Raw genomic sequence first — 23,394 nt, 5'->3', positions numbered from 1 at the left:
ATGAAAAACGGCGCGCATCCCTGCGCGCCGCCCTCCGGGTCTTCGATTGCCTTCGCGAGTGCGGTGCGACGCACAGCAAAATCCGAAGCATGAAAAGCGAAAGCTGAAGCGTGCTAGCAAGGGCTGAAGCCAAGGGCCAAGAGCAAAACCGGCCGACGGAACCCCATCTACCGTCCCCACCCCTCCACCCTCGCCCGCGCAATCGCCGGCGCACCCTGCCCCATCCAATCGCGATCGTTCGCCACCTGCGCCCGTACACGGCTCGCTTCGAGCGCGGCGAAATCCAAGTCGGCATAGGCCCAGCGCTGGCCCGCGCGGGTCTGCGCCAGGACGCCGTCGGCCGGCAGGCCCACGTCCATCGGCGCATAGATCGCCGCCTCGCCGGTGTTGGTGTCCAGGGCCGGGCTCCACAAGGCCTCGCCGGCGGTCACCGCCTGGGCGACGAAGCTGCGGTTCTCCAAGGCGCGCGCCAGGCAACCGACCCGCACGCGCGTCGCGCCGGCCTCGGTGTCGGTGCAACTCGGCGCCAGCAACAAGCGTGCGCCGGCTTCGCATTGCGCCCGCACCGGCAGCGGGAACTCGATGTCGTAGCAGACCGCGATGCCGGCGCGCTGGGTGCCGATCTCGAAGGTCTTGAGCGCATCGCCGGCTTCGATCACGCCGGCCTGTTTCTCGAAGCCGGTCAGTTGCAGCTTGTCCTGCCACAGGCGCCCGCCGTCGGGGGCGAAGGCGTCGCTGCGGTTGCGGTAACGCCCCTGTCCCAGATCGAGCAGGAAACTGCCGGCGACCACGTGCAGGCGCAGTTCGCGCGCGAGCAGGCCGAACAGGTCCAGCCAGGCCTGGCGATAGGCCTGGATGGCGACCAGGGAGGCATGCAGGTCGCCCTGGGTCGCCGCGCCGAAAGTCGCGCCGAGTTCCAGCGCCAGATACTCCGGCAGCACCGCCACTTCGGCGCCGCTGGCGCGCGCTTCGCTGAGCCACTTGGCCTGCTTGTCGGCGAATTCGGCGAAGCTGCGCGGCGCGCCGATCGTGTACTTCGCGACCGCCACCCTCATTGCACGCGTTCCAGGGGGCGCAGCCAGAAGCTCAAGGTATGCGGGCATTCGCCGCGTCCGAGCTCACGCCATGGCAGCGAGACCTGCAGCTCCGGGCGATGGACGTAGCCGCGTTTTCTCCAGAATTCCTCGTTGCCGCGATGGAACGCCGGTTTTCGGCCGTCGCTGGCGTCGCGTTCGACCGCGCAGAACGCGGTCCAGCGGAATCCATCGAGCCCGCGCGCATGGGCCTGGCGCTCGTCGAAGAAGCGATGGCCGATGCCGCGCCCCCGGTATTCGGGCAGCAACACCGACTCGCCGCAATAGAACACCTGCTCGATATCGATCGGACCGCCTTCGAAAGCGACGCGCAGCTCGGGGGTTTCGTCGGCCATCGGCAAGCCGGTCGAAGCGCCGACGATGCGGCCGCCGTCGAAGGCCAACACCGCGATGCTGCGCCAGGACTCGCGATAGGTCCGCAAGTAGTTCGCCTCGTAAGCGACATCGCCGTCGTAGAGATACGGCCAGTCGCGGAACACGCTCATGCGCAGCGCGGCGATGGCATCCAGGTAAGGCGTGATCTCGGCACCGCTGAAGGTACGGATCTCGGGCATGGGGGTCTTCATGTGAGCATCTTAGTCAACGCGTGAACGGGCCGGCAGTGGCCGGGCCCTGGAGCGTCGATCCGTCGACGCGAACGGTTCCTGCGACTCCTCGGTCCCTCATTCCCGCGAAGGTGAAGGTCCAGAGACTTCAGCGCCATGTCGCGGTGAAGCCCTGGGTGTTCGGCTCCGCCGAAGTAAAGCCGAGCCCGCCTTCGCAGGAACGACGACAGGAGGGTAGCGTCGCGCTCCTGCCAGCCGTCATCCCCGCGAAGGCGGGGATCCAGAGACTTCAGAGTCATGTCGCGGTAAAGACCTGGGTTCCCGCCTTCGCGGGAACGACGGTAGGAAACAGCGCTACGACTCTTGAATCGTCAGCCCTGCAAAAGCGGGGATCCAGAGTCTCGACGCAAGCGTCCGTAGTCCCTGTGCGGTCGCAGTGTGCGCCAAGCAAGGTTATCCCGATGGCAAAACGACGCGGCGGCGGGCGTCCCTGCCCGCCGCCGCGCCGCATCGCTCGCTTACTCGCCGCGGTGGGGCGGCAGGTCCGGCGGGTTGCCCGCGGCCTGGGCCACTGGGGTACGCAGGGCCTCGGCCTTCGGCGGATCCGGCACACGCTTCGGCGACGAACCGCCGAGCTGGTACCAGTCGACCTTGCGCGTCACCATCATCAACACCGCCAGGATCAGGAACAGCAGGCCGGCACCCAGCACCAGCGCGTTGTCCTCCGAGATCAGCAGGCCGTACAGGGCACCGTAAAGCGTCGTCAGCATGGCACCGAACCCCAAGGCGCGAACGAGACTGCGCAAGACCGCACTCAGATAGAACACCAGCAGGCCGATGCAAGCCACGCTCGCGGCCAGATAGGCCAGGCCGAAGGCGAAGTGTTCGCTCAGGCTGACCAGCAGCAGGAAGAAGATCGCCAGGGCCAGGCCGACCAGGCCGTACTGGATCGGGTGGATGCGCAGTTGCTTCATCAACTCGAACATGAAGAAACCGACGAAGGTCAGCAGCACGAACAGCAAGCCGTACTTGGTCGCCCGATCGGCCTGCGAGTAGACGTTGACCGGGTCTTTCAGAGTCACCTGGACCGCGTTGATGTCGCCGCCGGGCTCGTTGCCGATTTCGTCGTCGCCGGCCACCGCCACCGTCGGCAGGATCGAACCGGCCAGGTACTGGCGTTGGGCATTGGTCGCCACCGAAGAGACCTGCCACTCGGCGCGGAAGCCCTGGTCGCCGATATCGTCCGAATGCGGCGGGAAGCTGCCGCCGTAGTTCGGGTGCGGCCAGGTGGAGCTGAGGGCGAAGCGGTTGTTCTTGCCCAGCGGCACCAGCGCCAGCGACTCGGTACCGCCCAGGGCGAAGTCGAGGTCGGTCTGCAGGCGCAGCGCGCTGCCCGGCGCCGGCGCCGCCAGACGCGCATGGATGCCGCCGCCGTCGCGCGCGCCGAGGCCGTCCTCGATCGTGGTCTCGGCGCCGTCCAGGCGCAATTTGGGATTACGCAGGCCGCGCACGTCGGCGAAGGCATAGCTCAACCAGGGACGGCCGATCACCCGGCGCCGACCGGATTCGACCTGATCCGCGCTCAGCACCGGATCGGCCGGAATGGTCGCGGCGAAGTCGGCCTTGGCCTTGCCCTTCCATTCGTAGACCCGGACCTTGTGCAGGCCGAGCTGACGCACCTTCGGGGTGATCTCGCCTTCGACGTCGAGCTTGTTCGGGAAGAAGGTCCAGCGACCCTGCTCGCGGCGCTGGACGCGCTTGACCGTGCCGTCGAGATCTTTTTCCGTCTCGATCCAGGAATCTTCGTACGGCACTACCAGGGCCGGCCCCGAGAACGCCTGCGCACCGGCATAGCTGCGCGCAATGCGGGCCACCGCCTGGGCGCGGTACGTCTGTCTCTCATCGATCACGCCGCCGATCATCAGCAGCGGAATCAGTATCGCCAGGGTCATCCCCAGCACCATCAGCATCTTCAACCACACACGCATGTCGTACTCCCTGTCCGCAACGTTGGACGGCAGGTTGCGCCGCCTGTGCGGGGGCGCGATGGCGCACGCGTGTGCTATCGGTGAAGCAATGGTGAAGCGCCGTTCGGGCGCCCTGGCGGGCTCAGCCGCGCACGATCAGGCTGGCGCGGGCGCCGCCCTCTTCGCGGTTGACCAATTCGGTTTCGCCGCCGTGCAAGGACGCCACCTCGGCGACGAAGCACAGGCCCAGGCCGCTGCTGCGGCTGCCGCCGGACGGACGCGGCAACGAATAGAAACGCTCGAACACGCGACTCAAGGCATAGTCGGGAATGCCGGGGCCGCGGTCGCTGATGTCGACGCGCTGGCACTCGCCTTCGCGTTGCAGGCGCAGCACGATCTCGCCGCCGCGCGGCGAGAAATCGGCGGCGTTGTCGATCAGATTGATCAGCGCCTGGCGCAGCAGGAAGGCGTCGCCCCGCACCGGCGGAAGATTCGGCTCCAGGTCGAGCAGCAGCTTGGCGCCGGAACGGTCCAGGCGCTGCGTGCATTGCTCCAACGCCTCGCGCACGATCGCCGCCAGCGCCACCGGCTCGGGCCGCTCCAGGCGCTGGCGATGTTCGACCGCGGCCAGGGCCAGCAATTTGTCGATCATCTGCGCCAGGCGCTCGGCCTGGCCGCGGATGCTGGCGGCGAAACGGGCGCGGTCGGCGTCCGGCATCGGCGCATCGCCGGGCGGCGATTCGAGCAGTTCGGCGCTGCCGCGGATCGCCGCGAGCGGGCTCTTCATCTCGTGGGTCAGGGTGTGCACGTATTGCTCGACGTACTGCTTGCCTTCCAGGCGCGTGCGCATGGTCTCCAGCGCGCGCCCCAGCTCGCCGAATTCGCCGGCCGCGCGCGGCGGCGTGGCGCGATCGCCGGCGGTGACCGCATGCGCATAACGGCGCAGCAGGCCGATCTGGCGCGACAGCCACCACGACACGCCCAGGCCGATCGCCAGCGCCGCGCCCATCAGCACGAAGCCCCAGCGCGTCACCACGGTCTGGCTGCGGGCGATGAAGGGGGCGATGGCGCTGTTCGGCTTGGCCACCGTCAACGAGCCGATGACCTGGCCGTTGTCGGCGCGGATCGGCGCGGCCACGTGCATGATCGTGGTTTCCGGGTGACCGGGGTCGGTCGCGCTGGAACGCGCGCCGTAGCGCCCGCGCAGGGTCAGATAAACGTCGTTCCAGCGCGAGTAGTCCTGGCCGACGTCCTGGCCGCTGCTGTCGAACACGACGATGCCGCGCGCATCGGTGATGTAGACGCGGTAGTTCGCCGCGCGCTTGCGGAAGCCCCAGATCGCCGCGCCGACGTCGCGCTGGCCGAGCGCGCGCACGCGCTTGGCGAAATCGCCCTGGTTGATGCGGCCGGCGACGAAATCGTCGGTGGCCAGCTCGGCCAGCACGTTGGCGGTATCGACCAGGGTGTCTTCCATGGCCTGGCGCACGCCCGGCTTGACCTCGGCGACGAACACCCGCGCCAGCAGCAACGCGGCCACCGCCACGATCAGGAAATACCCCAGGAAGATCCGCAGGCCGATCCGCATCGGGGCGCCCGCTTACGAGGCTTCTAGCGAATAGCCCAGGCCGCGATGGGTGCGGATGGGGTCGCGGTCGGCGGCGACGTCGCGCAGCTTGGCGCGCAAGGTCTTGATGTGGGTGTCGACGGTGCGGTCGCCGCTGTCGAGGGCGTCGCCCCAGACCCGGTCCATCAGCTGCGCGCGCGACAACACCGCGCCGGGGCGCTGCAACAGAGCGGCGAGCAGGCCGTATTCGTAGCGGGTCAGGTCCAGGGCCTGGCCGCGGTAACGGATGCGCTTGCCCTCCAGGTCGTGCACGAAACCGTCCTCGACCGCCGCGGTCTCGGCCGCGCCGCCGCGCGCGCGCCGCAGCACCACGCGCACGCGCGTGGCCAGCTCGCGCGGCGAGAACGGCTTGGTGACATAGTCGTCGGCGCCGATCTCCAGGCCGAGGATGCGGTCGGCCTCGGCGTTCTGCGCGGTCAGGAAGATCACCGGCAGATCGCGCCCACGGCGCAGCTCGCGGCACAGGGCGAAGCCGCCGATGTCGGGCAGGCCGATGTCGAGCACGGCCAGGTCGAAGGCCACGCGCGCGGCCTCGCGCAGGGCTTCGCCGCCGGTCAGGCAGTGCACCGCCTCGAAACCTTCGGCGCGCAAGGCATAGAGCACGGTGTCGGCAATGGCGGATTCGTCTTCGACGAGCAGGATGCGCATAGGACCGGGAATCGGGAGTCGGAATTAGGGAGTCGGTAACGCAGTTATGCCGCCCATGATGCCTTGCCGGGCCTCCGGCTGCCGCCCCCGGAAAACGCCGCGACGGCTATGGCCCCATAATGCCCCCCGGCGTCATGCCCGTCGCTGCCACGCCACTGGGTCCCCAATGCCGGCGCGTCTTCTCTCCGAATCCCCTCTCCCGAATCCCGAATCACGGCCTCAATGAACTATCGCCACGCCTTCCATGCCGGCAATCACGCCGATGTGCTCAAGCACGTCGCCCTGCTGGCCCTGTGCGATGCCCTGACCGTCAAGCCCGCACCGCTGTTCGCCCTGGATACCCATGCCGGGCGCGGCCTGTATCCGCTCGACGGCAATTCGGCGCTGCGTACCGGCGAAGCCGAGGGCGGCATCGGCCGGTTGCTGGCCGAGGCGCCGAAACAGGCCGCCATTACCCGTTACCTGGCCGCGGTGCGCGCCTGCCGCAACGAGCACGGCCCCTCGGCCTATCCCGGCTCGCCCTGGCTGCTTGCGCATGCCTTGCGCGAGGACGACCGCATCGCCGCCTGCGAGTTGCAGCCGGAAGAGGCGAGCCAGTTGGAGCACCACTTCAAGGCCGATCCACGCATCGCGGTGCACGCGCGCGACGGCTACGCGGCGATGAAGGCCATGTTGCCTCCGAAGATCGGCGCGACCCGCTACAACCGCGGCCTGGTCCTGATCGACCCGCCCTACGAGGCCCAGCTCGAAGAATTCGACACCGCCCTCGGCGCGCTGCGCGACGCCCTCGCCCGCTGGCCGCAGGGCTGTTACGTGCTGTGGTACCCGATCAAGCGCCGCCGCGCCCTGCAGCCGTTCTACCGCCGCGCCGCGACCTTGCCGGCCAAGTCGATCCTGACCGCCGAGCTGCTGGTGCGCGCCGACGATTCGCCGCTGCGCATGAACGGCAGCGGCCTGCTGCTGCTCAATCCGCCGTGGCAGTTCGACCAGACACTGCAGGCCGCACTGTCGGTGCTGGCACGCACGCTGGCCGAAACGGCGGACGCATCGGCGGCGGTGACCTGGCTCAAGCAAGCCGACTGAGGCACCTCGAAGCAGCGCGCAAGCTCCCTGCAATACCTCGCTGCAATGCAGCGAGACGCCGAGGCGCGCTGGCTTTCGATGACCACCTGCGATTGCATTCGCCGCATCGCCGCCCGCCGAGCGCGGGCGGCGAACGCTGGCCGGCAAGCGCCGAAACTTCGGTAAAACCCGGCCGAATCGACGGCGGCGTCGTTCGCCGTCGTGCCCGCCTGACCGCGATTGGCCGCTTGCGACGCGCTTGGATCCCGGCGTATCACTCCCGGGCCCACTGAAGGGCGAATGGAGAGGGAGTTCGAATGTCCAGGAAGAAGATTTCGTTCCTTGCGATCTGCGCGTTCGCGTTCGGCATCGGCATGGCGTCGACCGCCGGTGCCGCCGGCTGCAACAACACCTGCCGGCTCGGCTGCGAGACCGCACTGACCAACTGCGAGAACAACGGCGGCACCCAGTGCTACGTGACCTACTCGCAGTGCTATCGCCGCTGCGGCTGCATCCTGCCCTGATCGATCGCGATCGCGGCACGACCGGGGAGAGCCCGCTCTCTCCGGTCTTCGGCCTTACCCAGCGGCCTGGGCAGCCATCGCCCGAGCGAGCCGCGGGAGCTCAGCCCACACCGTTCGGCCCGGCGCCGGCACGCGGCCGGCGCATATCGACCAGGTCCAAGCCCAGTGCGATACCGTTGCGTTGTTCGCGCACCGCCTGGAAGCCATGGCGGGCGTAGAAGGCGCGACTGTGCTGGGTGGTCTCGAGTACGGTCGCGGCGAACGCCGGGTCGGCATCGATGCGGCGCAGGCGCTCCAGCAACAGGCGCTCGCCGATCCCGCGCCGGTGCAGGTCGCGGCGGACCATGCCCCAGAACAGCACCGCGATGCTGGCGTCCTCGTCGGTGGCCGCATAACCGCCGCAGGCGACGATGCCCTCGCCTTCGAGTTCGATCACCCAATAACCAACGATCCCATCGTCGACCTCGTCGAGGGTCTCGATGAATTCATCGCGTTCGACCGCGGCGAAATACTCCGGCATGTTGCCGTCGAACAAGGCCAGGCAGGCGGCGCGATCCTCGACCCGATAGCGGCGCAGGCCGGGCGCGCTCAATAGCAGTCCCAGTGATAGGAGACGCGGCTGAAATCGGCGCGGGCGAGGTCGTCGGGGTCGATGAAGAAGTTGGCGATGCCCGAATCGCCCCACATCAGCGCGTCGTCGCTGTCGAGCTGGAACAGCAGCACGCGCCGGTCCGAGGATTCTCGCGGGTCGCTCTGGGTGAAGTCGGGATAGCCGCCGAGCTTGTGGCCGGAACGCGACAGATACTCGCTGAGCGCATCCTGCAGCTCTTCCTCGGTCGCGTCGGGATGCTCGCCGCGATAACGCTCGATCAACGGCTCGACCCCGCCTTCCAGCGCCTGCTCGAAATGCGCGTCGTTGGCTCCGATGGTCTCGTGGTCGGCGGTGAAGCGCATGCGCTGCGGTTTAGCCGGGTCGAACGGCAGCGAATCGGCCCCGGCCGTCGCGTTCGGCGGCGCGATCGCCGCAGCCGACAGTTCCGGCCAATAGATCACGCGGAAGCCGGTCTGCTTGGCAAGCGCGTCCATGCGGCCCTGGCCATGGGCGTCGTCGAGCGCAGCGCCGTAGTAATCGTCGCCGGAGATGAAGAACTGCAACATGCCGCGCTCGGGGTAGCCGGGCATCTTCGGCACTTCGGCCAGATTGACCTGGGCCAGCAGGAACAAGGGCTGGCCCTTGCCGTCGCGCGGATAGTCGCGCCCGGCCGCCCAATAGGCCCGGCCGCCGATCTTGCTGACGCCGGTATCGTCGCGCGCCAAGGCGCTCAACTCGATCCGCGCCACCGGCCGTTGCGTCTTGCGCAGGACCTCGTCGGCCGGCGCGAGCACCGCCTTGGCCTGGGCGTCGTCGTCGGCCTTGGCGCAACCCGGCGCTTGTGCGCCGCTGTCCGGCAGGCCGGCGTCGGCCCTGGCCTGCGCCGCGCTCTTCTCGACCTGGCCTTCGATATTGCGATACACCGCGTAACCCACGCCGGCGGTCGCGGCGATGCCGGCGATCACGATCGCCATCGACAACAGAACCGCGGTTCCCGTCTTCATCGCCTGCCTGCCGTCCCTAGACTGCCTCGCCTGCGCAGAGTATCGCCGAGAACGGCCACGGCGAAGATCGCGGCCAAGAAAAAGCCGGAAGCGCGAACGCTTCCGGCTTGATCGTGATCGTCCCGGCACGGCCTCGTGCGGTTGCCGCCGGCTCAGTCGCCGGACTTCGAATCCGGCTCGAAGAAGCTCCAGCGCACTTCCGGGAAGGCCTGCTTCATCGCCCGCTCGACCGTGTTGATCTGGTCGGTCAGGGCCGCCACGCTCTGCTCTTCGCGCATCTGCGCCTGCACCGAAACCATCACTTCGTTGCCGAGCTGCAAGGTGATCAGGCTGATCACGCGGGCGATTTCCGGGCGGCCGTCGAGGAACTCGCGGATCTGCTGTTGGCGCTGCGGATCGACGCTCTGGCCGATCAACATCGCCTTGACCTCGATCGCCACGAACACCGCGACGATGATCAACAACGCGCCGATGCAGATGGTACCGATGGCGTCCCAGATCGGGTTGCCGGTCGCCACCGCGAGCAGCACCGCGCCGAGCGCCACCACCAGACCGAGCAACGCCGCTAGGTCTTCGCCGAAGATCACCACCAGTTCGGCCTGGCGGCTCTCGCGGAACCACTGCCACAACGAACGTTGGCCGCGGGCCTTGGCGACTTCCTGCAGGCAGGCTCGCATCGATACCGCCTCGGCGACGATGCCGAAGGTCAGCACGCCGGCCGCCCACCACCACTGCTTGAGCGGTTCGGGGTGCTGCAGTTTGTGGATGCCCTCGTACAGCGAGAACATGCCGCCGACGGTGAACAACATCACCGCGACCAGGAACGACCAGAAATAGATGGCCTTGCCGTAGCCGAGCGGATAGTCCGGCGACGGCGGCCGCTTGGATTGCTTCAGGCCCAGGATCAACAGGCCCTGGTTGCCGCAGTCGGCCAGGGAGTGCACGGTTTCGGCCAGCATGGCGCTGGAACCGGTGAAGTACGCCGCCACGCCCTTGGATACCGCGATGGCGAAATTGGCACCAAGTGCGAACAGAATTGCGCGGGTCGAATCGCCACCACCGGCCATGACAACGTTGCTCCTTGAGGTTCAGCGGCGAAGTCTAACATTGCCGATTAAGGCCGATGCGAGGCCGCAACCGGCTCATCGAAGCCGCTGCGCCGCGGTTCGGGCCGGCCTCGTCGCCCTCGGCCCGCGCCTGCGGCGGGACGGGGCGCGGTCTCCCCGCCTTCGCGGGGAAGCCGCTCCAACGCGCGACCCTGGCGGTCGCGCGGCCAAGAATCAGAACCGGCCCGGGGGTTCAGAACCGGTAGGTCACCGTGCCGGTGACGTTGCGGCCGTTGCCGGCGAAGCAGTCGCCGAATGCCCGGCACGGTGCGTAGTACTGCTTGTCGGCCAGGTTGGTCAGGTTGAGCGTGAACGACCACTGCGGCAGGTCGAAGGAGACCAGCGCATCGGCCAGGGTGTAGCCCGGCGTGCGCAGGCTGCCGTTGCCGCCGATCGACAGGGTCGAGCCGACGTGGCGCACGCCGGCGCCCAGGCGGATGCGGCCGCTGTCGCCCCAGTCGAACTGCTTCACGCCCCAGACCGAAGCGAGTTCCTTCGGCACGTCGGCGAGCTGGCGGTCGATCTCGGGGGCGAAGTTGCTGCGCGTCACTTCGGCTTCGTTATAGCTGTAACTCGCGGTGACGTAGAAATCGTTGCCCAGGGTGTGACTGGCCTCGAGCTCAACGCCCTTGGAACCGACCTCGCCGGTCTGCACCGAGTTGAGCACGTTCTGCGGGTCGTTGGTCTGGCGGTTCTTTTCGCGGATGTCGTACACCGCCAGGGTCACCAGGGTCTGCTCGCGCGGCTGCCATTTCACGCCCATCTCGTATTGGCGCCCTTCCTGCGGCTTGAACGGCTGGCTGAAGAAATCCAGGCTGCCGATCGGCAGGAACGACTCGCTATAGCTCAAGTACGGAGAGAAGCCGTGGCCGGCATCGACGATCACGCCGGCGCGGTAGCTGGTGGCGTAATCCTCGATGCGCAGCTGATCGCCGACCTGGGTGCGGGCACGGTCGCGGCGCGCGCCGAGCACGGCCGTGACGCGTTCGCCCCAGCGGATCTGGTCCTGCACGTAGACGCCGACCTGGGTCTGGTCCTGACGCGGCTGCGGCGCAAGTCCGGGCAGCACGTAGTTCCCGTAGACCGGCGCATAGGCGTCGATCGGCGTGGTCGCGCCGAAGCCGGTCATCGCGGTCTGGCGGAAGCGCAGGTAGTCGACGCCGGCGAGCACGGTATGGCGAAAAGCGCCGGTGGCGAAATCGATCTGGACGTTGTTGTCGACCGTCAGCGTGTCGATACGCGGATTGCTGATGTAGGCCGAGCGCGGCAGCACCCGTCCTTCCGCGTCGAGGAAGGGATTGGCCGGATTGGAGTAGACGTCCGGATAGATCTCGGTGAAGTCGGTGCGCGACTTGGCGTAGCGCAGGCTGCTGTTGAAGCGCAGCGCATCGGAGAAGGCGTGCTCGAGCAACACGGTGGCACTGGCCTGGCGGCTGTCGAGGCGATCGGCATCGGGCTCGCCGAGCAGGCGATGGTTCGGCAGGCGCCGGCCCGGCGCCGCGCGCAAAGTCGCGACCACCGGCAGGAACTGTTGGCTCGATCCGCTCTCGTCCTTCTGCAGCAGGCCAAGGAAGGTCAACTGGGTCGCGTCGGAAATGCGCCAGGTCAAGGAAGGCGCCAGCACCAGGCGGTCGTCGGGCATGCGGTCGGTCTGTTGCTGCGCGTCGCGCGCCACGCCGACGATGCGGCCGGCAACGGTGCCGGCCTCGTTGAGCGGGCCGGTCAGGTCGAACTGCAACTGCCTGCGCTGGTGGGTGCCGTAGCTCAGGCCGATTTCGCCTGCGCTCTGGAACTGCGGGCGCTTGCTGACGAGGTTGAAGACGCCGCCGGAACCGCCGGCACCGTACAGCATCGACGAGGGCCCGCGCAGCAGCTCGGCGCGTTCCATCGTGTAGACCTCCGGACGCGGCACCAGGCTGGAGCCGATCTGCCGGGTCATGCCGTCGAGGAAGGACACCGGCGAGAAGCCGCGCACCAGCGAGCCGTCGCTGCGCGTGTCCAGGCCGTAGGCCTCGCTGTAGGCGCCGGCGGAATAGCGCAGCGTCTCCTGCAGGTTCTGCACGCCGCGGTCGGCGGCCTGTTCGGCGGTGATCACGCTGATCGCCTGCGGGGTTTCGATCAGACGCGTATCGGTCTTGGTCGCAGTGGTGGCGCGGTCGGCGACCACGACCACCGAGTCCAGGCGCTTGGCCTCGCGCTCGGCGTCGTCGGCGAAGGCCGTGCCCGCGGTCAGTGCGGTCAGCGCGACCAGCAGCCCCCGGGCGAGACGGTGCGGACGAGGCGGAAGCGGGCGCGGCGAATGCGAAAACGTCATCAGGGGTAGTCCGAAGCTGGGCGAAGAGATCGGCGGCGCCCCGGCCGCCTGCGCACAGGCGCGACACGGCCGCAGACACGGGCGAGGCATCGTCCGGTCGGGGGCGGCGGCAGGAGGGCATCTGGCTGAGCCCGGCGGCATGAAACGGCGCGGGCGTCTGGCTGGCCTCAGGGGCGGTTGTCAGGCCGGCGAGTCGGCGGCATGATGCGAGCAATTCTCATTTCATGCATGGACTGCGTCAAGAAAAAGTAACCTCAGGCACATTGTCGCGAGGGCCCCGCCTTTCGCCTCTCGACCGTGGAATTGCGGGCCAGGGCATGCCGCCGGTCGGACCGGCGTCTACCTAGCCTAAAGATGAAGGGCGAAGTCCGTCACAATGTGCCAATATCCGACCATGGCCACGCGTGAACGTTTGCCGCCCTGGCATGAACGCCAGCGTCTTCCCAACGGACGCGAAGTACTGATTCGTCCGGTGCGTCCGGAAGATGCCGAGCCCTTGCGAGCGGGCTTTACCCTGCTGCAACCCGACGAGGTGCGGCAGCGATTCCTCTACGCGCTGAAAGAACTCACGCCGGAAATGGCCGAGCGCTTCACTCGGATCGATCCGCGCACCGAGTTCGCCCTGGTTGCGGCCGAACCCTTGCCTCCCGGCGAAGCTCTGGTCGGCGCGGTCGCCCGCGTCGCCATCGACGAGCGCAGCCACGACGCCGAGTTCGCGATCCTGGTCAGCCGTTACATCGCCAACATGGGCCTGGGCCGCTATCTGATGACGCGCCTGGTCAAATGGGCGCGCGGCAAGAAGGTGCATCGCCTGTACGGCGAGGTGTTCGAGCACAACACCCCGATGCTGTCGCTGGCGCAGTCGCTCGGCTTCGAGCGCGAGTTCCAGCAGGATTCGCCGGGCCTGATCCGGGTGGTGCTGGATCTGCGCTCGAAGGCCGCACGCGCGGCCGAGCAGCAGGCCGGCGTACGCAAGATCGGCGACAACCCGACCGACGACAGCAACGAACCCTGAGCGCCATAGGGCTGTCCGACCACGCCGCCGGCGCCGTGCGCCCGGCGCGCCATTTCGTCGCCCCGGCGATCGTCCGTGCCTGCGGCGGTCGATTCGTTCGCCGCACGGGCCCTGATCGCATACCAGGCTGAGCCAACGGCCGGAAACGGCACAACCCTCGATAGCGGCAACCGCAGCCGCGCCTGCGGCTGATCGCATCGTCTCGCTCGTCATCCACTCGGCCGACGCAAACCCCGCGCAGCGACACCGATCGCGCAGAAAAACAAGCTCGCACAGATCGCCGGCGCAAAGCGCGCAACTGCGCGCCCGGCAGCCGCGGCCGATCCACTAAACTAGCCGACTCCATGAAATCATCTCCCTCTCCCGTGTCCCTGCTGCCCAAGATCGGCCAGCAGCGCGCCTGGTGGCGTGCGCCGGCCTCGCCTTCCGCCCTGGCCTGGGCGATCGCCCGCGCCGCCGCCGAACACGACGGCCCCCTGCTCGCGATCGCGCGCGATAACCACGGCGCGCACCAGCTCGAATCCGATCTGCGCACCCTGCTCGGCCGCGACGGCGCCGGCGACGGCGCCATGCCGGTACTGCCGTTCCCGGACTGGGAAACCCTGCCCTACGATCTGTTCAGTCCGCACCCGGACATCGTCTCGCAGCGTCTGGCGGCCTTGCATCGCCTGCCGACGCTCAAGCGCGGCATCGTCGTGGTGCCGGTGCAGACGCTGTTGCAACGGCTCGCACCGCTGCGCCACGTGGTCGGCGGCAGCTTCGACGTCGCGGTCGGCCAACGCCTCGACCTGGACGCGGAAAAGCGCCGGCTCGAATCGGCCGGTTACCGGCACGTACCGCAAGTATTGGACCCGGGCGATTTCGCCGTGCGCGGCGGCCTGCTCGACGTCTATCCGATGGGCGCCGACTCGCCGTTCCGGGTCGAGTTGCTCGACGACGAGATCGAGACCATCCGCGCTTTCGATCCCGAGTCGCAACGCTCGCTCGACAAGATCGATGCGGTGCGGCTGTTGCCGGGCCGCGAAGTGCCGCTCGACGATGCCTCGCTCAAGCGCGCGCTCGATGCGCTGCGCGAACGTTTCGACCTCGACACCCGGCGCAGCGCGCTGTACCAGGATCTCAAGTCGGGCATCGCGCCCTCGGGCATCGAGTACTACCTGCCGTTGTTCTTCGAGCAGACCGCGACCCTGTTCGACTACCTCGACGAACGCGTGCTGCCGGTGATCGCCGACGGCGCGCTCGACGCCGCCGACGCGTTCTGGGCCCAGACCGGCGAACGCTACGAGCAGCGCCGGCACGATCTCGAACGCCCGCTGCTGCCGCCCGACACGCTCTACCTGACCCCGGTCGGCCTGCGCGAAAAGCTCAACGAAGGCGCGCGCATCGAGTTGTGCGGCGAACAGCATCCGCAACGCGCCAAGGCGCTCGCGCTCGGCGACCAGCCGGCGCCGACCCTGCCGGTCGCGGCGCGCGACGCCGCTCCCGCCGAAGCGCTGAAGTCGTTCCTGGCCAGCTATCCCGGCCGCGTGCTGATCGCCTCCGACACCGCCGGCCGCCGCGAGGCCCTGCTCGAAGTGTTGCAGGCCGCGGGCTTGAAGCCGGACGTGGTCGCCGACTGGAACGCGTTCGCCAACGGCGCCTCGCCGAGCCGCTTCGCCATCGCGGTGGCGCCGTTCGACGACGGTTTCGCCGTGGTCGAGCCGCCGCTGGCGATCCTGACCGAACGCCAGCTGTTTCCCGAACGCGCCGCGCAGCCGCGCCGGCGCAAGCGCGTCGGCCGCGAACCCGAAGCGATCATCCGCGACCTCGGCGAGTTGTCCGAAGGCGCGCCGATCGTGCACGAGGACCACGGCGTCGGCCGTTACCGCGGCCTGATCGTGCTCGAAGCCGGCGGCCAGCCCGGCGAATACCTCGAAATCGAATACGCCAAGGGCGACCGGTTGTACGTGCCGGTCGCGCAACTGCACCTGATCAGCCGCTACTCCGGCGCCTCGGTCGAAACCGCGCCGCTGCACTCGCTCGGCGGCGAGCAATGGACCAAGGCCAAGCGCAAGGCCGCCGAGAAAGTCCGCGACGTCGCCGCCGAACTGCTCGAGATCCAGGCCAAGCGCCAGGCCCGCGCCGGCCTCGCGCTCGATGTCAACCGCTCGATGTACGAGCCGTTCGCGGCCGGCTTCCCGTTCGAGGAAACCCCGGACCAGCATTCGGCGATCGAGGCGGTGATCCGCGACCTCAGCAGCAGCCAGCCGATGGACCGCGTGGTCTGCGGCGACGTCGGCTTCGGCAAGACCGAGGTCGCGGTGCGCGCGGCCTTCGTCGCCGCGACCGCCGGCAAGCAGGTCGCGGTGCTGGTGCCGACCACCCTGCTCGCCGAACAGCACTACCGCACCATGCGCGACCGCTTCGCCGATTGGCCGTTGAAGGTCGAAGTGCTGTCGCGCTTCAAGAGCACCAAGGAGATCAAGGCCGAGCTGGAGAAAGTCAGCGAGGGCAAGATCGACGTCGTGGTCGGCACCCATCGCCTGCTGCAGCCCGACGTGCGCTTCAAGGACCTCGGCGTGGTCATCGTCGACGAAGAGCAGCGTTTCGGCGTACGCCAGAAAGAAGCGCTGAAGGCGCTGCGCGCCAACGTGCATCTGCTGACCCTGACCGCCACGCCGATTCCGCGCACCCTCAACATGGCCATGGCCGGGCTGCGCGACCTGAGCATCATCGCGACCCCGCCGGCGCATCGCCTGGCCGTGCAGACCTTCGTCGTGCCCTGGGACGACATGCAGCTGCGCGAGGCGTTCCAGCGCGAACTCGCGCGCGGCGGCCAGGTGTATTTCCTGCACAACGACGTCGAGAGCATCGGCCGCATGAAGCGCCAGCTCGAAGAACTGGTGCCGGAGGCGCGCATCGGCGTCGCCCACGGCCAGATGGCCGAGCGCGAACTCGAAAGCGTGATGCTCGACTTCCACAAGCAGCGCTTCAATGTCCTGCTGTGCACGACCATCATCGAGTCGGGCATCGACATCCCGAACGCCAACACCATCATCATGAACCGCGCCGACAAGTTCGGCCTGGCGCAGTTGCACCAGTTGCGCGGCCGGGTCGGCCGTTCTCACCACCGCGCCTACGCGTATCTGGTGATTCCGGACAAGCGTTCGATCACCCCGGATGCGCAGAAGCGTTTGGAAGCGATCGCCTCGATGGACGAGCTCGGCGCCGGCTTCACCCTGGCCACCCACGACCTGGAAATCCGCGGCGCCGGCGAATTGCTCGGCGAGGACCAGAGCGGGCAGATGGCCGAGGTCGGCTTCAGCCTGTACACCGAACTGCTCGAACGCGCCGTGCGCTCGATCCGCCAGGGCAAGCTGCCCGACGTCGACTCGACCGATGCGCGCGGCGCTGAAGTCGAGCTGCATATTCCGGCCCTGATCCCGGACGACTACCTGCCCGACGTGCACACCCGCCTGACCCTGTACAAGCGCGTCAGCGGCGCACGCAGCGACGAGGAACTGCGCGAGTTGCAGGTCGAGATGATCGACCGCTTCGGCCTGCTGCCGGATGCGGCCAAGCATTTGTTCGCGGTCGCCGAACTCAAGTTGATCGCGACCGACCTCGGCATCCGCAAACTCGACCTCGGCGAAAAGGGCGGCCGCCTGCAGTTCGTCGAGCGCCCGAACGTCGACCCGATGTCGATCATCAAGCTGATCCAGGGGCAGCCGAAGCTGTACCAGATGGATGGCCCGGACAAACTCAAACTCAAGCTGGACCTGCCGGACGCGCCGGCGCGCCTGGCGGCGGCGAAGGGTTTGTTGATGCTGCTCGACAAGAAGCACTGAGCGGGCGTGGGCTCCGCCTGGAAGATGGCTCTCCGCCGGTTTTTGGGAGAGCCGCAGGCTAAAGCAAATCCCCCCGTAGCCCCCCTTTGCAAAGGGGGGAACTGCTTCTCGTGTTTCTGGAAGAGCCGCTTCCTTCGTTGACCTGTCGAAGCGCCAAGGCGCCTGCCGAGCAGCGAAGCTTGCCGATAGCACCCAAAACGCCACATCACTGCATCCTTACCCGTCGAGTTCCCCCTTTGCAGAGGGGGCCAGAGGGGATTTGCTTTGGCCTTAGCTCTTCCAAGCAAACACAGCGAGAACACCTCCAGCGCCCAACCCGCGCCAGTACAAAAGACACTCCCGCAACACCCGCGCGCCTCTTACGCTCCGCCGACCCTCCAGGCCCGAGCATCCCATGCCCCGCCTCCCGCTTCTGCTCGCCCCGCTTCTGCTCGTCCTCGCCACTCCAGCCGCTGCGGCACCGCCGCTGAAGACGCAACTGACGCAGCGCAGCGTGCTCAACCTAGCCGCGGCCAAGCGAATCGCCGCGGCGGCCGAGGACAAGGCGCGCGCCGACGGCCTCAACGTCGCCATCGCGATCGTCGACGAGGCCGGCCGCCTGCTGCATTTCCAGCGCATGGACGGCAGCCCGAACTCCAGCGTCGAAGTCGCCATCGGCAAGGCCGTGCACGCGGCCAACTATCGCCGCGACACCGCGTTCCATCAGAAACTGCTCGGCGACGGCAACATGGTCGTGCTCGGCCTGCCCGGCATCACTCCGATCGAAGGCGGCGTACGCTTGCTGCTCGGCGAACAGGTCATCGGCGGCATCGGCGTATCCGGCGCGCAAGCGGCGCAGGACGGCGCGATCGCCCAGGCCGGCGCCGACCTGCTCCGCGATTGAATCCCAGCGAGGACACGCCATGCGCCCGATCACCTGCACCGCCGCCCTCGCCCTGAGCATCGCGCTCGGCGGCTGCGCCACCCGTCCGACCGAAGCCGAAGCGCCGCTCACCTATGTGATCGTGCGTCACGCCGAGAAGAGTACCGACGACCCGCGCGACCCCTCGCTCAGCGAAGCCGGACAGGCGCGCGCCGAACGCCTCGCCGCTTCACTGGCGCAAGCGCCGATGCGCGCGGTCTATGCCACCGAGTACCGCCGCACCCGGCAGACCGGCGAGCCGACCGCGCGCGCGCACGGGCTCACGATGACGCGATACGACGCCAAACAGGCCGCGGCCGAGTTCGCCGCGACCCTGCGCCGCGATCATCGCGACGGCACGGTCCTGGTGGTCGGCCACAGCAACACCGCACCCGCGATCGCCGCCGCCTTGTGCGCCTGCGACGTCGCGCCGATGCCGGAAACCGAATTCGACCGCCGCATGGTCGTGCGCATCGACGCGCAGGGACGGGCGAGCTTCGAGCAAACCCGGGATCGGTGACGCCGCTCGCTTGGGCGCCCGCCCGCGGCGGCCTAGACTGGCTCGACCGCGGTTCCGCCGGACCGCCCTGTGATTCAACGGAGTCGCCGATGCGTCCCTCGCTCCCCGCCGCCCCGCTCGCCGCCGCGCTGTTGAGCGGCGTACTCGCCCTGACCGCCTGCGCCCATGCCGGCCAGAACGCCCCTGCATCGAAGACCGCAACGCCTGGCCAGGCCTTCAGCCTGGCGCGCGGCGAGTCGGCCAGCCTGCCCGACCGTTCGCAGTTGCGCTTCGTCGCGATCAGCGCCGACTCGCGTTGCCCGCCGAAGGTGCAATGCGTCTGGGCCGGCGATGCCGTGCTGGAGTTCGAGTGGACCGGCGCCAACGGCGCGAAGTCGGCGCTCAGCTTCAACACCGTCAGCGATGCGCGCAAAAGCGCCGGCGGCTGGCGCATCGAGGTGCAGGGCCTGGATTTCGCCGAACCGCCGAATGCGACGCTCAAGGTCGACGCCGAATAACCGCAAGGCGCGCTGAGGCGAGCGCGATTCCCAGCCTCTTTCGTGCAACACCGAGTTTCAGTGCCGTGCGTCTGATTGCATAAAAGACATGCGAACCTGCCGGCATACCCCTGCAGGAGTCCGTGCCATGACCACGATCGTCGCCCCGCGCGTCCACGACCTGGGCGGGTTCGAAGTCCGCCGCGCCGTGCCGAGCATCCAGGCGCGGTCGGTCGGCCCCTTCGTGTTCGTCGACCACATCGGCCCGGCCGTGTTCGAGCCTGGCCAAGGCATCGACGTGCGCCCGCACCCGCATATCGGCCTGGCCACGGTGACCTTTCTCTGGGCCGGCTCGATCGGCCATCGCGACACCCTGGGCAGCGTCCAGGACATCAACCCGGGCGACGTCAACTGGATGACCGCCGGCCGCGGCATCGCCCATTCCGAACGCACCCCACAGGCGCCGCGCGCCAGCGGCCACCCGCTGCACGGCATGCAGACCTGGGTGGCGCTGCCGCGCTCGTTCGAGGAGACCGCGCCGGCCTTCCACCACCATCCGGCCGCGACCCTGCCGCAGCAGCGCCGCGACGGCGCCTGGCTGCGCATCGTCGCCGGGCGCGGCTTCGGCGAGGAGTCGCCGGTGCGGGTGTTCGCCGACACCCTCTACGTCGCCATCGACCTCGACCCCGGCGCCGAGCTCGACCTCGAGGACAGCCACGCCGAGCGCGCGCTCTACCTGCTCGAAGGCGAGGCCCAGCTCGACGGCGCCGACCTGCCGGCGCGGCACCTGGTCGTGCTCGACCCCGGCACCCACCCGCGCCTGCGCGCCAAGACCCCGCTCAAGGCCATGCTGCTGGGCGGCGAACCGCTGGATGGGCCGCGCCACCTGTGGTGGAACTTCGTCTCAAGTTCGCGTGAGCGGATCGAACAGGCCAAGCTGGATTGGGCCGAGGGACGATTCGGCGAGATCGCCGGCGAGCACGAATTTATTCCTCTACCTGAACGATGACGTAACGTTTGTCAACGCCTCCGAAGTGGACTATGGTCACAGGGCTGAAAGGCTCCAGCACCGTTTTGACCTAATCGGGTTCCAGGGGGACGATCGTGAAGTCAAGGGTAAAGAGCCAGCACGCATTGCCGTGGCTGGCGTTGGTGTTCGTCGTGTGTGCGTCTGCGCAAGAACCCGCCGCTTCAGGCGCCTGTCCGTTTCTACCGGCCGATTCGGGCCTGCACTGGGAACACCGTGCCGGCGCCGATTCCGACTTCTGTCGCGCACTGCGTGCCGACCAGTCGGAAGCCTTCGGCCTCTACATAGCCTCCAAGTCGCCGTTCGAGCCCAAGCGCAGCGATCGCGCCGAAGCCAGCACGATCGACGGCAAGGCCATGCATTGGTACCGCGGCGAACTCGCCGGCAAGCCCAACATCCAGGTGCGCGAAACCTTGCTCGATATCGGCAACGGCAAGCATGCGCATATCTGGATGCAGGCGACGTCGCCCGAGCAACTGCGGGAGGTCATCGGCCAGACCGAGGGCCTGCGATTTCCCTCGACGCGACTGAGCAGCACTAAATAGCACGTCGCGGGGTCTGTTTTCCGAGCCGATTTGACTGCGGTCGCGGTTTGCTGGCCCCGCGACCGTTTTGTGACGGGTTGCGCATTTTTGAGTTGTCAGCCAGCATGAGAATCGGCCTGGCTGAATGGGGTCGTGGCGTATCGTTCCCTGGCTGAACAGGGCGTTCGTCCGACCCTGGGCCGTATGCAAGCCCATAACTCAAAAGGAAGACGATCATGATCAAGCGACTCGGTGCGGAGTTCATCGGTACGTTCTGGCTGGTGCTCGGCGGTTGCGGCAGCGCCGTGCTCGCAGCGAATTTCGGCGGCGACGGCAACCCGCTCGGCATCGGCCTGCTAGGCGTCTCGCTGGCCTTCGGCCTGACCGTGCTGACCGGCGCCTACGCCCTCGGCCATATTTCCGGCGGCCACTTCAATCCGGCGGTGAGCTTCGGCCTGTGGGCCGGCGGCCGTTTCGCAGCCAAGGATCTGATCCCCTACATCGTCGCGCAGGTGCTCGGCGGCCTGCTCGCCGGTTTCATCCTGTGGCAGATCGCCAGCGGCAGCCCCAGCTTCGTCCACGACCCGAACGCGGCCGGCACCTTCGCCAGCAACGGCTTCGACCTGATGTCGCCGGGCGGCTACTCGATGCACGCCGCCCTGCTGACCGAAGTGATCATGACCGCGATGTTCCTGATCATCATCCTCGGCGCCACCCACAAGAACGCACCGGCCGGCTTCGCCCCAATCGCGATCGGCCTGGGCCTGACCCTGATCCACCTGATCAGCATCCCGGTCACCAACACTTCGGTGAACCCGGCGCGTTCGACCGGCGTGGCCCTGTTCGCCGGCAGCGCCGCGATCAGCCAGCTGTGGCTGTTCTGGGTGGCGCCGATCGTCGGCGGCCTGCTCGGCGGCGCGGTGTACCGCTGGCTCGGCAAGGACTGAGCCGCCCGCTCATGCAGTAACGAAAAGCCGCGTCGAAAGACGCGGCTTTTTCTTTTCGAGGCAATCGTCCGTCGCTGCGATCAGCGTGCGACTTTCTGATTCACCGCCTGCTCGGCGACATCGATCGCGAGCTGCTGCAGTTGCGCGGCCAGGCGGGCATTGCCGGCGCCTTCGGCGGCTTCGAGCATCTGATACGCCGCCTGCAACTGCTTGATGCCGCGCGGCGGCACTTTCTTGAGCTTGCCGCCGACGATGACGAAGCCTCCCGCACCGGCGGCGACACCGGCGGATACGAAGGTAGCGACGATGGTGAATTGCTTGGGATCGATTCTGGTGGCCATGACTGAGCTCCTTGTCGGACGTGCGCCGCGGCTTTGCGCAGCGACGCACGTGTCTTCGCCCGTCGCCGCGGGCTTGCAGCGATGATGCGTTCCGTTGACAGATAACGCGCATGCCGCCGCACTGCGGCCAGATCGATTCTGATACATCGCGCCGTTGCGGCGTATTTCGACGACACCCGACGCCTGTCCGGCAGCGCGAAAACGAAAGGCCACGCTCGCGCGTGGCCCTTCGGTGCGTAACGACGGCCATGCTTCGTCAGAACTTGCCTTCCTGGAAATCGACGAAAGCCTGCATCACTTCCTGCTTGGTGTTCATCACGAACGGGCCGTAACGCGCGACCGGCTCGCGCAGCGGGCGCCCGGCGACGACGATCAGACGGCTGCCGCGGCCGCCATCGCGCAACTTGAGCAAGTGGCCGCCGGACAGCACGGCCAACTCTTGCGCATCGATCTCGCGCGCATCCTCGCCGTCGCCGGCGGCGATGCCGCCTTCGTAGACATAGACGAAGGCATTGTGGCCTTCGGGCAATTCGTACTCCCACTGCGCATCGGCGTCGAGGGCGATGTCGAGATACACCGGATCGGTCGCGGGTTGCGCGATCGGGCCGCTGACCCCGCCGACGCGGCCGGCGATCAGCTTCACCTCGACGCCGTCGGCCGGCCGTAGTTGCACGATGCGATCCGGCGCGAACTCCTGATACTTGGGCTCGGTCATCTTCTCGCGCGCCGGCAGGTTCACCCACAGTTGGAACCCGCGCATGCGCCCGGCCTCCTGCTCCGGCATTTCCGAATGCACCAAGCCGCGGCCAGCCGTCATCCACTGCACGCTGCCGGGCACGAGCACGCCTTCGTTGCCGTGGTTGTCGCGGTGGCGCATGCGCCCGTCGAGCATGTAGGTGACGGTTTCGAAACCGCGGTGCGGATGCTCCGGGAAACCGGCGAGGTAATCCTCGGGACGGTCGGTGCCGAATTCGTCGAGCAGCAGGAAGGGATCCAGGTCGGGCAGCTGCGGGCCGCCGATGACCCGGGTCAGGCGGACGCCGGCGCCGTCGGAAGTCGCCTGGCCGCGCAATTTGCGGCCGACGCGGGCGTAAGCGGTGTGGGTGGCGGTGGCCATGGGTATCTCCTGACGGGGCGCCGTATTGGCGATGGGCGCTAGGATGACACCGCAAACATGGAACAATACAGACTAAACTGCAAACATCAGTTACAAATTTAGAACGATATTGGGTGCAGGCCCAGGATAGAAGCGGCGTCCTACTGGGTGTCCTTCGGTTACAAGCCGCGACCGCGGGATGCGCAGCGATGGCATCGCCGTCGTCATCGATCGAAGCGG

General features: G+C 67.9%; 20 protein-coding genes and 1 pseudogene. 10 read left to right on the top strand and 11 right to left on the bottom strand.

Features of this window, described 5'->3' with window-relative positions; genetic code table 11:
- Nucleotides 1–167: 167 nt before the first annotated feature.
- From EX88_RS0117700 to creB, 5 genes and pseudogenes are all read right to left on the bottom strand, one after another.
- Nucleotides 168–1,055, bottom strand: a complete 888-nt coding sequence (locus tag EX88_RS0117700) for a carbon-nitrogen hydrolase family protein (RefSeq protein WP_031373324.1) — start codon at nucleotides 1,053–1,055, stop codon at nucleotides 168–170.
- Nucleotides 1,052–1,660 carry a GNAT family N-acetyltransferase gene (locus EX88_RS0117695; protein ID WP_036149343.1) on the bottom strand — a complete coding sequence of 203 codons (609 nt, stop codon included), beginning with the start codon at nucleotides 1,658–1,660 and terminating at the stop codon, nucleotides 1,052–1,054. The genes EX88_RS0117700 and EX88_RS0117695 overlap by 4 nt, the downstream gene beginning before the upstream one ends.
- 602 nt (nucleotides 1,661–2,262) lie before the next feature.
- A pseudogene (creD, locus tag EX88_RS0117690) lies at nucleotides 2,263–3,627 on the bottom strand (cell envelope integrity protein CreD); the annotation flags it as partial.
- Nucleotides 3,628–3,748: 121 nt separating this feature from the next.
- A complete protein-coding gene (gene creC, locus EX88_RS0117685) occupies nucleotides 3,749–5,191 on the bottom strand; it encodes a two-component system sensor histidine kinase CreC (RefSeq protein WP_031373321.1) in 1,443 nt (480 codons plus the stop codon).
- A 12-nt stretch (nucleotides 5,192–5,203) separates the two neighbouring features.
- Entirely contained in the window at nucleotides 5,204–5,878 is a 675-nt protein-coding gene (gene creB, locus EX88_RS0117680; protein WP_031373320.1) for a two-component system response regulator CreB, read from the bottom strand.
- A 222-nt stretch (nucleotides 5,879–6,100) separates the two neighbouring features.
- On the opposite strand from creB, the gene EX88_RS0117675 reads away from it, so the two are divergent.
- Complete coding sequence (locus EX88_RS0117675) at nucleotides 6,101–6,961, top strand: 23S rRNA (adenine(2030)-N(6))-methyltransferase RlmJ (protein ID WP_036149339.1); 861 nt, start codon at nucleotides 6,101–6,103, stop codon at nucleotides 6,959–6,961.
- 296 nt (nucleotides 6,962–7,257) lie between these two features.
- Entirely contained in the window at nucleotides 7,258–7,464 is a 207-nt protein-coding gene (locus EX88_RS0117670) for a hypothetical protein (RefSeq protein ID WP_031373318.1), read from the top strand.
- 100 nt (nucleotides 7,465–7,564) lie between these two features.
- Here the strand turns inward: EX88_RS0117670 and EX88_RS0117665 are convergent, their stop codons facing one another.
- The 4 genes from EX88_RS0117665 to EX88_RS0117650 all read right to left on the bottom strand — a co-directional run bounded on the left by EX88_RS0117665 (nucleotide 7,565) and on the right by EX88_RS0117650 (nucleotide 12,480).
- A complete protein-coding gene (locus EX88_RS0117665) occupies nucleotides 7,565–8,056 on the bottom strand; it encodes a GNAT family N-acetyltransferase (RefSeq protein WP_200875865.1) in 492 nt (163 codons plus the stop codon).
- Complete coding sequence (locus EX88_RS23940; RefSeq protein WP_036149335.1) at nucleotides 8,053–9,060, bottom strand: YwqG family protein; 1,008 nt, start codon at nucleotides 9,058–9,060, stop codon at nucleotides 8,053–8,055. The genes EX88_RS0117665 and EX88_RS23940 overlap by 4 nt, the downstream gene beginning before the upstream one ends.
- Before the next feature lie 152 nt (nucleotides 9,061–9,212).
- Nucleotides 9,213–10,127, bottom strand: coding sequence for a cation diffusion facilitator family transporter (locus tag EX88_RS0117655; RefSeq protein ID WP_031373315.1), 915 nt, complete (start codon nucleotides 10,125–10,127; stop codon nucleotides 9,213–9,215).
- A 232-nt stretch (nucleotides 10,128–10,359) separates the two neighbouring features.
- Entirely contained in the window at nucleotides 10,360–12,480 is a 2,121-nt protein-coding gene (locus EX88_RS0117650) for a TonB-dependent siderophore receptor (RefSeq protein WP_081931168.1), read from the bottom strand.
- A gap of 394 nt (nucleotides 12,481–12,874) precedes the next feature.
- On the opposite strand from EX88_RS0117650, the gene EX88_RS0117645 reads away from it, so the two are divergent.
- The 8 genes from EX88_RS0117645 to aqpZ all read left to right on the top strand — a co-directional run bounded on the left by EX88_RS0117645 (nucleotide 12,875) and on the right by aqpZ (nucleotide 21,717).
- Nucleotides 12,875–13,495 carry a GNAT family N-acetyltransferase gene (locus EX88_RS0117645; RefSeq protein WP_081931166.1) on the top strand — a complete coding sequence of 207 codons (621 nt, stop codon included), beginning with the start codon at nucleotides 12,875–12,877 and terminating at the stop codon, nucleotides 13,493–13,495.
- Nucleotides 13,496–13,839: 344 nt separating this feature from the next.
- Complete coding sequence (gene mfd / locus EX88_RS0117640) at nucleotides 13,840–17,322, top strand: transcription-repair coupling factor (RefSeq protein ID WP_031373312.1); 3,483 nt, start codon at nucleotides 13,840–13,842, stop codon at nucleotides 17,320–17,322.
- A gap of 394 nt (nucleotides 17,323–17,716) precedes the next feature.
- Entirely contained in the window at nucleotides 17,717–18,205 is a 489-nt protein-coding gene (locus EX88_RS0117635) for a GlcG/HbpS family heme-binding protein (protein WP_031373311.1), read from the top strand.
- Between the two features lie 19 nt (nucleotides 18,206–18,224).
- The gene (locus tag EX88_RS23935) at nucleotides 18,225–18,743 is read left to right on the top strand and encodes a histidine phosphatase family protein (RefSeq protein ID WP_051885260.1); all 519 of its coding nucleotides are present in this window, start codon (nucleotides 18,225–18,227) and stop codon (nucleotides 18,741–18,743) included.
- 89 nt (nucleotides 18,744–18,832) lie between these two features.
- Nucleotides 18,833–19,240, top strand: a complete 408-nt coding sequence (locus EX88_RS24745; RefSeq protein WP_031373309.1) for a hypothetical protein — start codon at nucleotides 18,833–18,835, stop codon at nucleotides 19,238–19,240.
- A gap of 127 nt (nucleotides 19,241–19,367) precedes the next feature.
- Nucleotides 19,368–20,228 (top strand): pirin family protein, encoded by an 861-nt coding sequence (locus EX88_RS0117620; protein WP_031373308.1) that lies wholly within the window; start codon nucleotides 19,368–19,370, stop codon nucleotides 20,226–20,228.
- Nucleotides 20,229–20,323: 95 nt separating this feature from the next.
- The gene (locus tag EX88_RS0117615) at nucleotides 20,324–20,791 is read left to right on the top strand and encodes a hypothetical protein (protein ID WP_152566337.1); all 468 of its coding nucleotides are present in this window, start codon (nucleotides 20,324–20,326) and stop codon (nucleotides 20,789–20,791) included.
- A 215-nt stretch (nucleotides 20,792–21,006) separates the two neighbouring features.
- On the top strand, nucleotides 21,007–21,717 hold the full coding sequence (gene aqpZ, locus EX88_RS0117610; RefSeq protein WP_031373306.1) for an aquaporin Z: 711 nt from the start codon (nucleotides 21,007–21,009) through the stop codon (nucleotides 21,715–21,717).
- 80 nt (nucleotides 21,718–21,797) lie between these two features.
- Here aqpZ and EX88_RS0117605 read toward each other — a convergent pair whose 3' ends face one another.
- Together EX88_RS0117605 and EX88_RS0117600 are read right to left on the bottom strand one after the other, a co-directional pair.
- Nucleotides 21,798–22,058: a hypothetical protein gene (locus EX88_RS0117605; RefSeq protein ID WP_031373305.1), complete on the bottom strand. Its 261-nt coding sequence runs from the start codon at nucleotides 22,056–22,058 to the stop codon at nucleotides 21,798–21,800.
- Nucleotides 22,059–22,314: 256 nt separating this feature from the next.
- Nucleotides 22,315–23,175, bottom strand: coding sequence for a pirin family protein (locus EX88_RS0117600; protein WP_031373304.1), 861 nt, complete (start codon nucleotides 23,173–23,175; stop codon nucleotides 22,315–22,317).
- Nucleotides 23,176–23,394: the final 219 nt, after the last annotated feature.

This window comes from Lysobacter antibioticus, from assembly GCF_000731095.1.
Classification (GTDB): domain Bacteria; phylum Pseudomonadota; class Gammaproteobacteria; order Xanthomonadales; family Xanthomonadaceae; genus Lysobacter; species Lysobacter antibioticus_B.
Note: the sequence above shows the minus strand (reverse complement) of the source record. Positions and strands in the feature narration are given on the sequence as shown.

Coding starts and splice junctions, on each gene's coding strand:
- mfd (WP_031373312.1), top strand. CDS start 13,840: ATGAAATCATCTCCCTCTCCCGTGTCCCTGCTGCCCAAGATCGGCCAG.
- EX88_RS0117645 (WP_081931166.1), top strand. CDS start 12,875: ATGGCCACGCGTGAACGTTTGCCGCCCTGGCATGAACGCCAGCGTCTT.
- EX88_RS23935 (WP_051885260.1), top strand. CDS start 18,225: ATGCGCCCGATCACCTGCACCGCCGCCCTCGCCCTGAGCATCGCGCTC.
- EX88_RS23940 (WP_036149335.1), bottom strand. CDS start 9,060: ATGAAGACGGGAACCGCGGTTCTGTTGTCGATGGCGATCGTGATCGCC.
- EX88_RS0117600 (WP_031373304.1), bottom strand. CDS start 23,175: ATGGCCACCGCCACCCACACCGCTTACGCCCGCGTCGGCCGCAAATTG.
- creC (WP_031373321.1), bottom strand. CDS start 5,191: ATGCGGATCGGCCTGCGGATCTTCCTGGGGTATTTCCTGATCGTGGCG.
- EX88_RS0117650 (WP_081931168.1), bottom strand. CDS start 12,480: ATGACGTTTTCGCATTCGCCGCGCCCGCTTCCGCCTCGTCCGCACCGT.
- EX88_RS0117670 (WP_031373318.1), top strand. CDS start 7,258: ATGTCCAGGAAGAAGATTTCGTTCCTTGCGATCTGCGCGTTCGCGTTC.
- creB (WP_031373320.1), bottom strand. CDS start 5,878: ATGCGCATCCTGCTCGTCGAAGACGAATCCGCCATTGCCGACACCGTG.
- aqpZ (WP_031373306.1), top strand. CDS start 21,007: ATGATCAAGCGACTCGGTGCGGAGTTCATCGGTACGTTCTGGCTGGTG.
- EX88_RS0117620 (WP_031373308.1), top strand. CDS start 19,368: ATGACCACGATCGTCGCCCCGCGCGTCCACGACCTGGGCGGGTTCGAA.
- EX88_RS0117695 (WP_036149343.1), bottom strand. CDS start 1,660: ATGAAGACCCCCATGCCCGAGATCCGTACCTTCAGCGGTGCCGAGATC.
- EX88_RS0117605 (WP_031373305.1), bottom strand. CDS start 22,058: ATGGCCACCAGAATCGATCCCAAGCAATTCACCATCGTCGCTACCTTC.
- EX88_RS0117700 (WP_031373324.1), bottom strand. CDS start 1,055: ATGAGGGTGGCGGTCGCGAAGTACACGATCGGCGCGCCGCGCAGCTTC.
- EX88_RS0117635 (WP_031373311.1), top strand. CDS start 17,717: ATGCCCCGCCTCCCGCTTCTGCTCGCCCCGCTTCTGCTCGTCCTCGCC.
- EX88_RS0117655 (WP_031373315.1), bottom strand. CDS start 10,127: ATGGCCGGTGGTGGCGATTCGACCCGCGCAATTCTGTTCGCACTTGGT.
- EX88_RS24745 (WP_031373309.1), top strand. CDS start 18,833: ATGCGTCCCTCGCTCCCCGCCGCCCCGCTCGCCGCCGCGCTGTTGAGC.
- EX88_RS0117675 (WP_036149339.1), top strand. CDS start 6,101: ATGAACTATCGCCACGCCTTCCATGCCGGCAATCACGCCGATGTGCTC.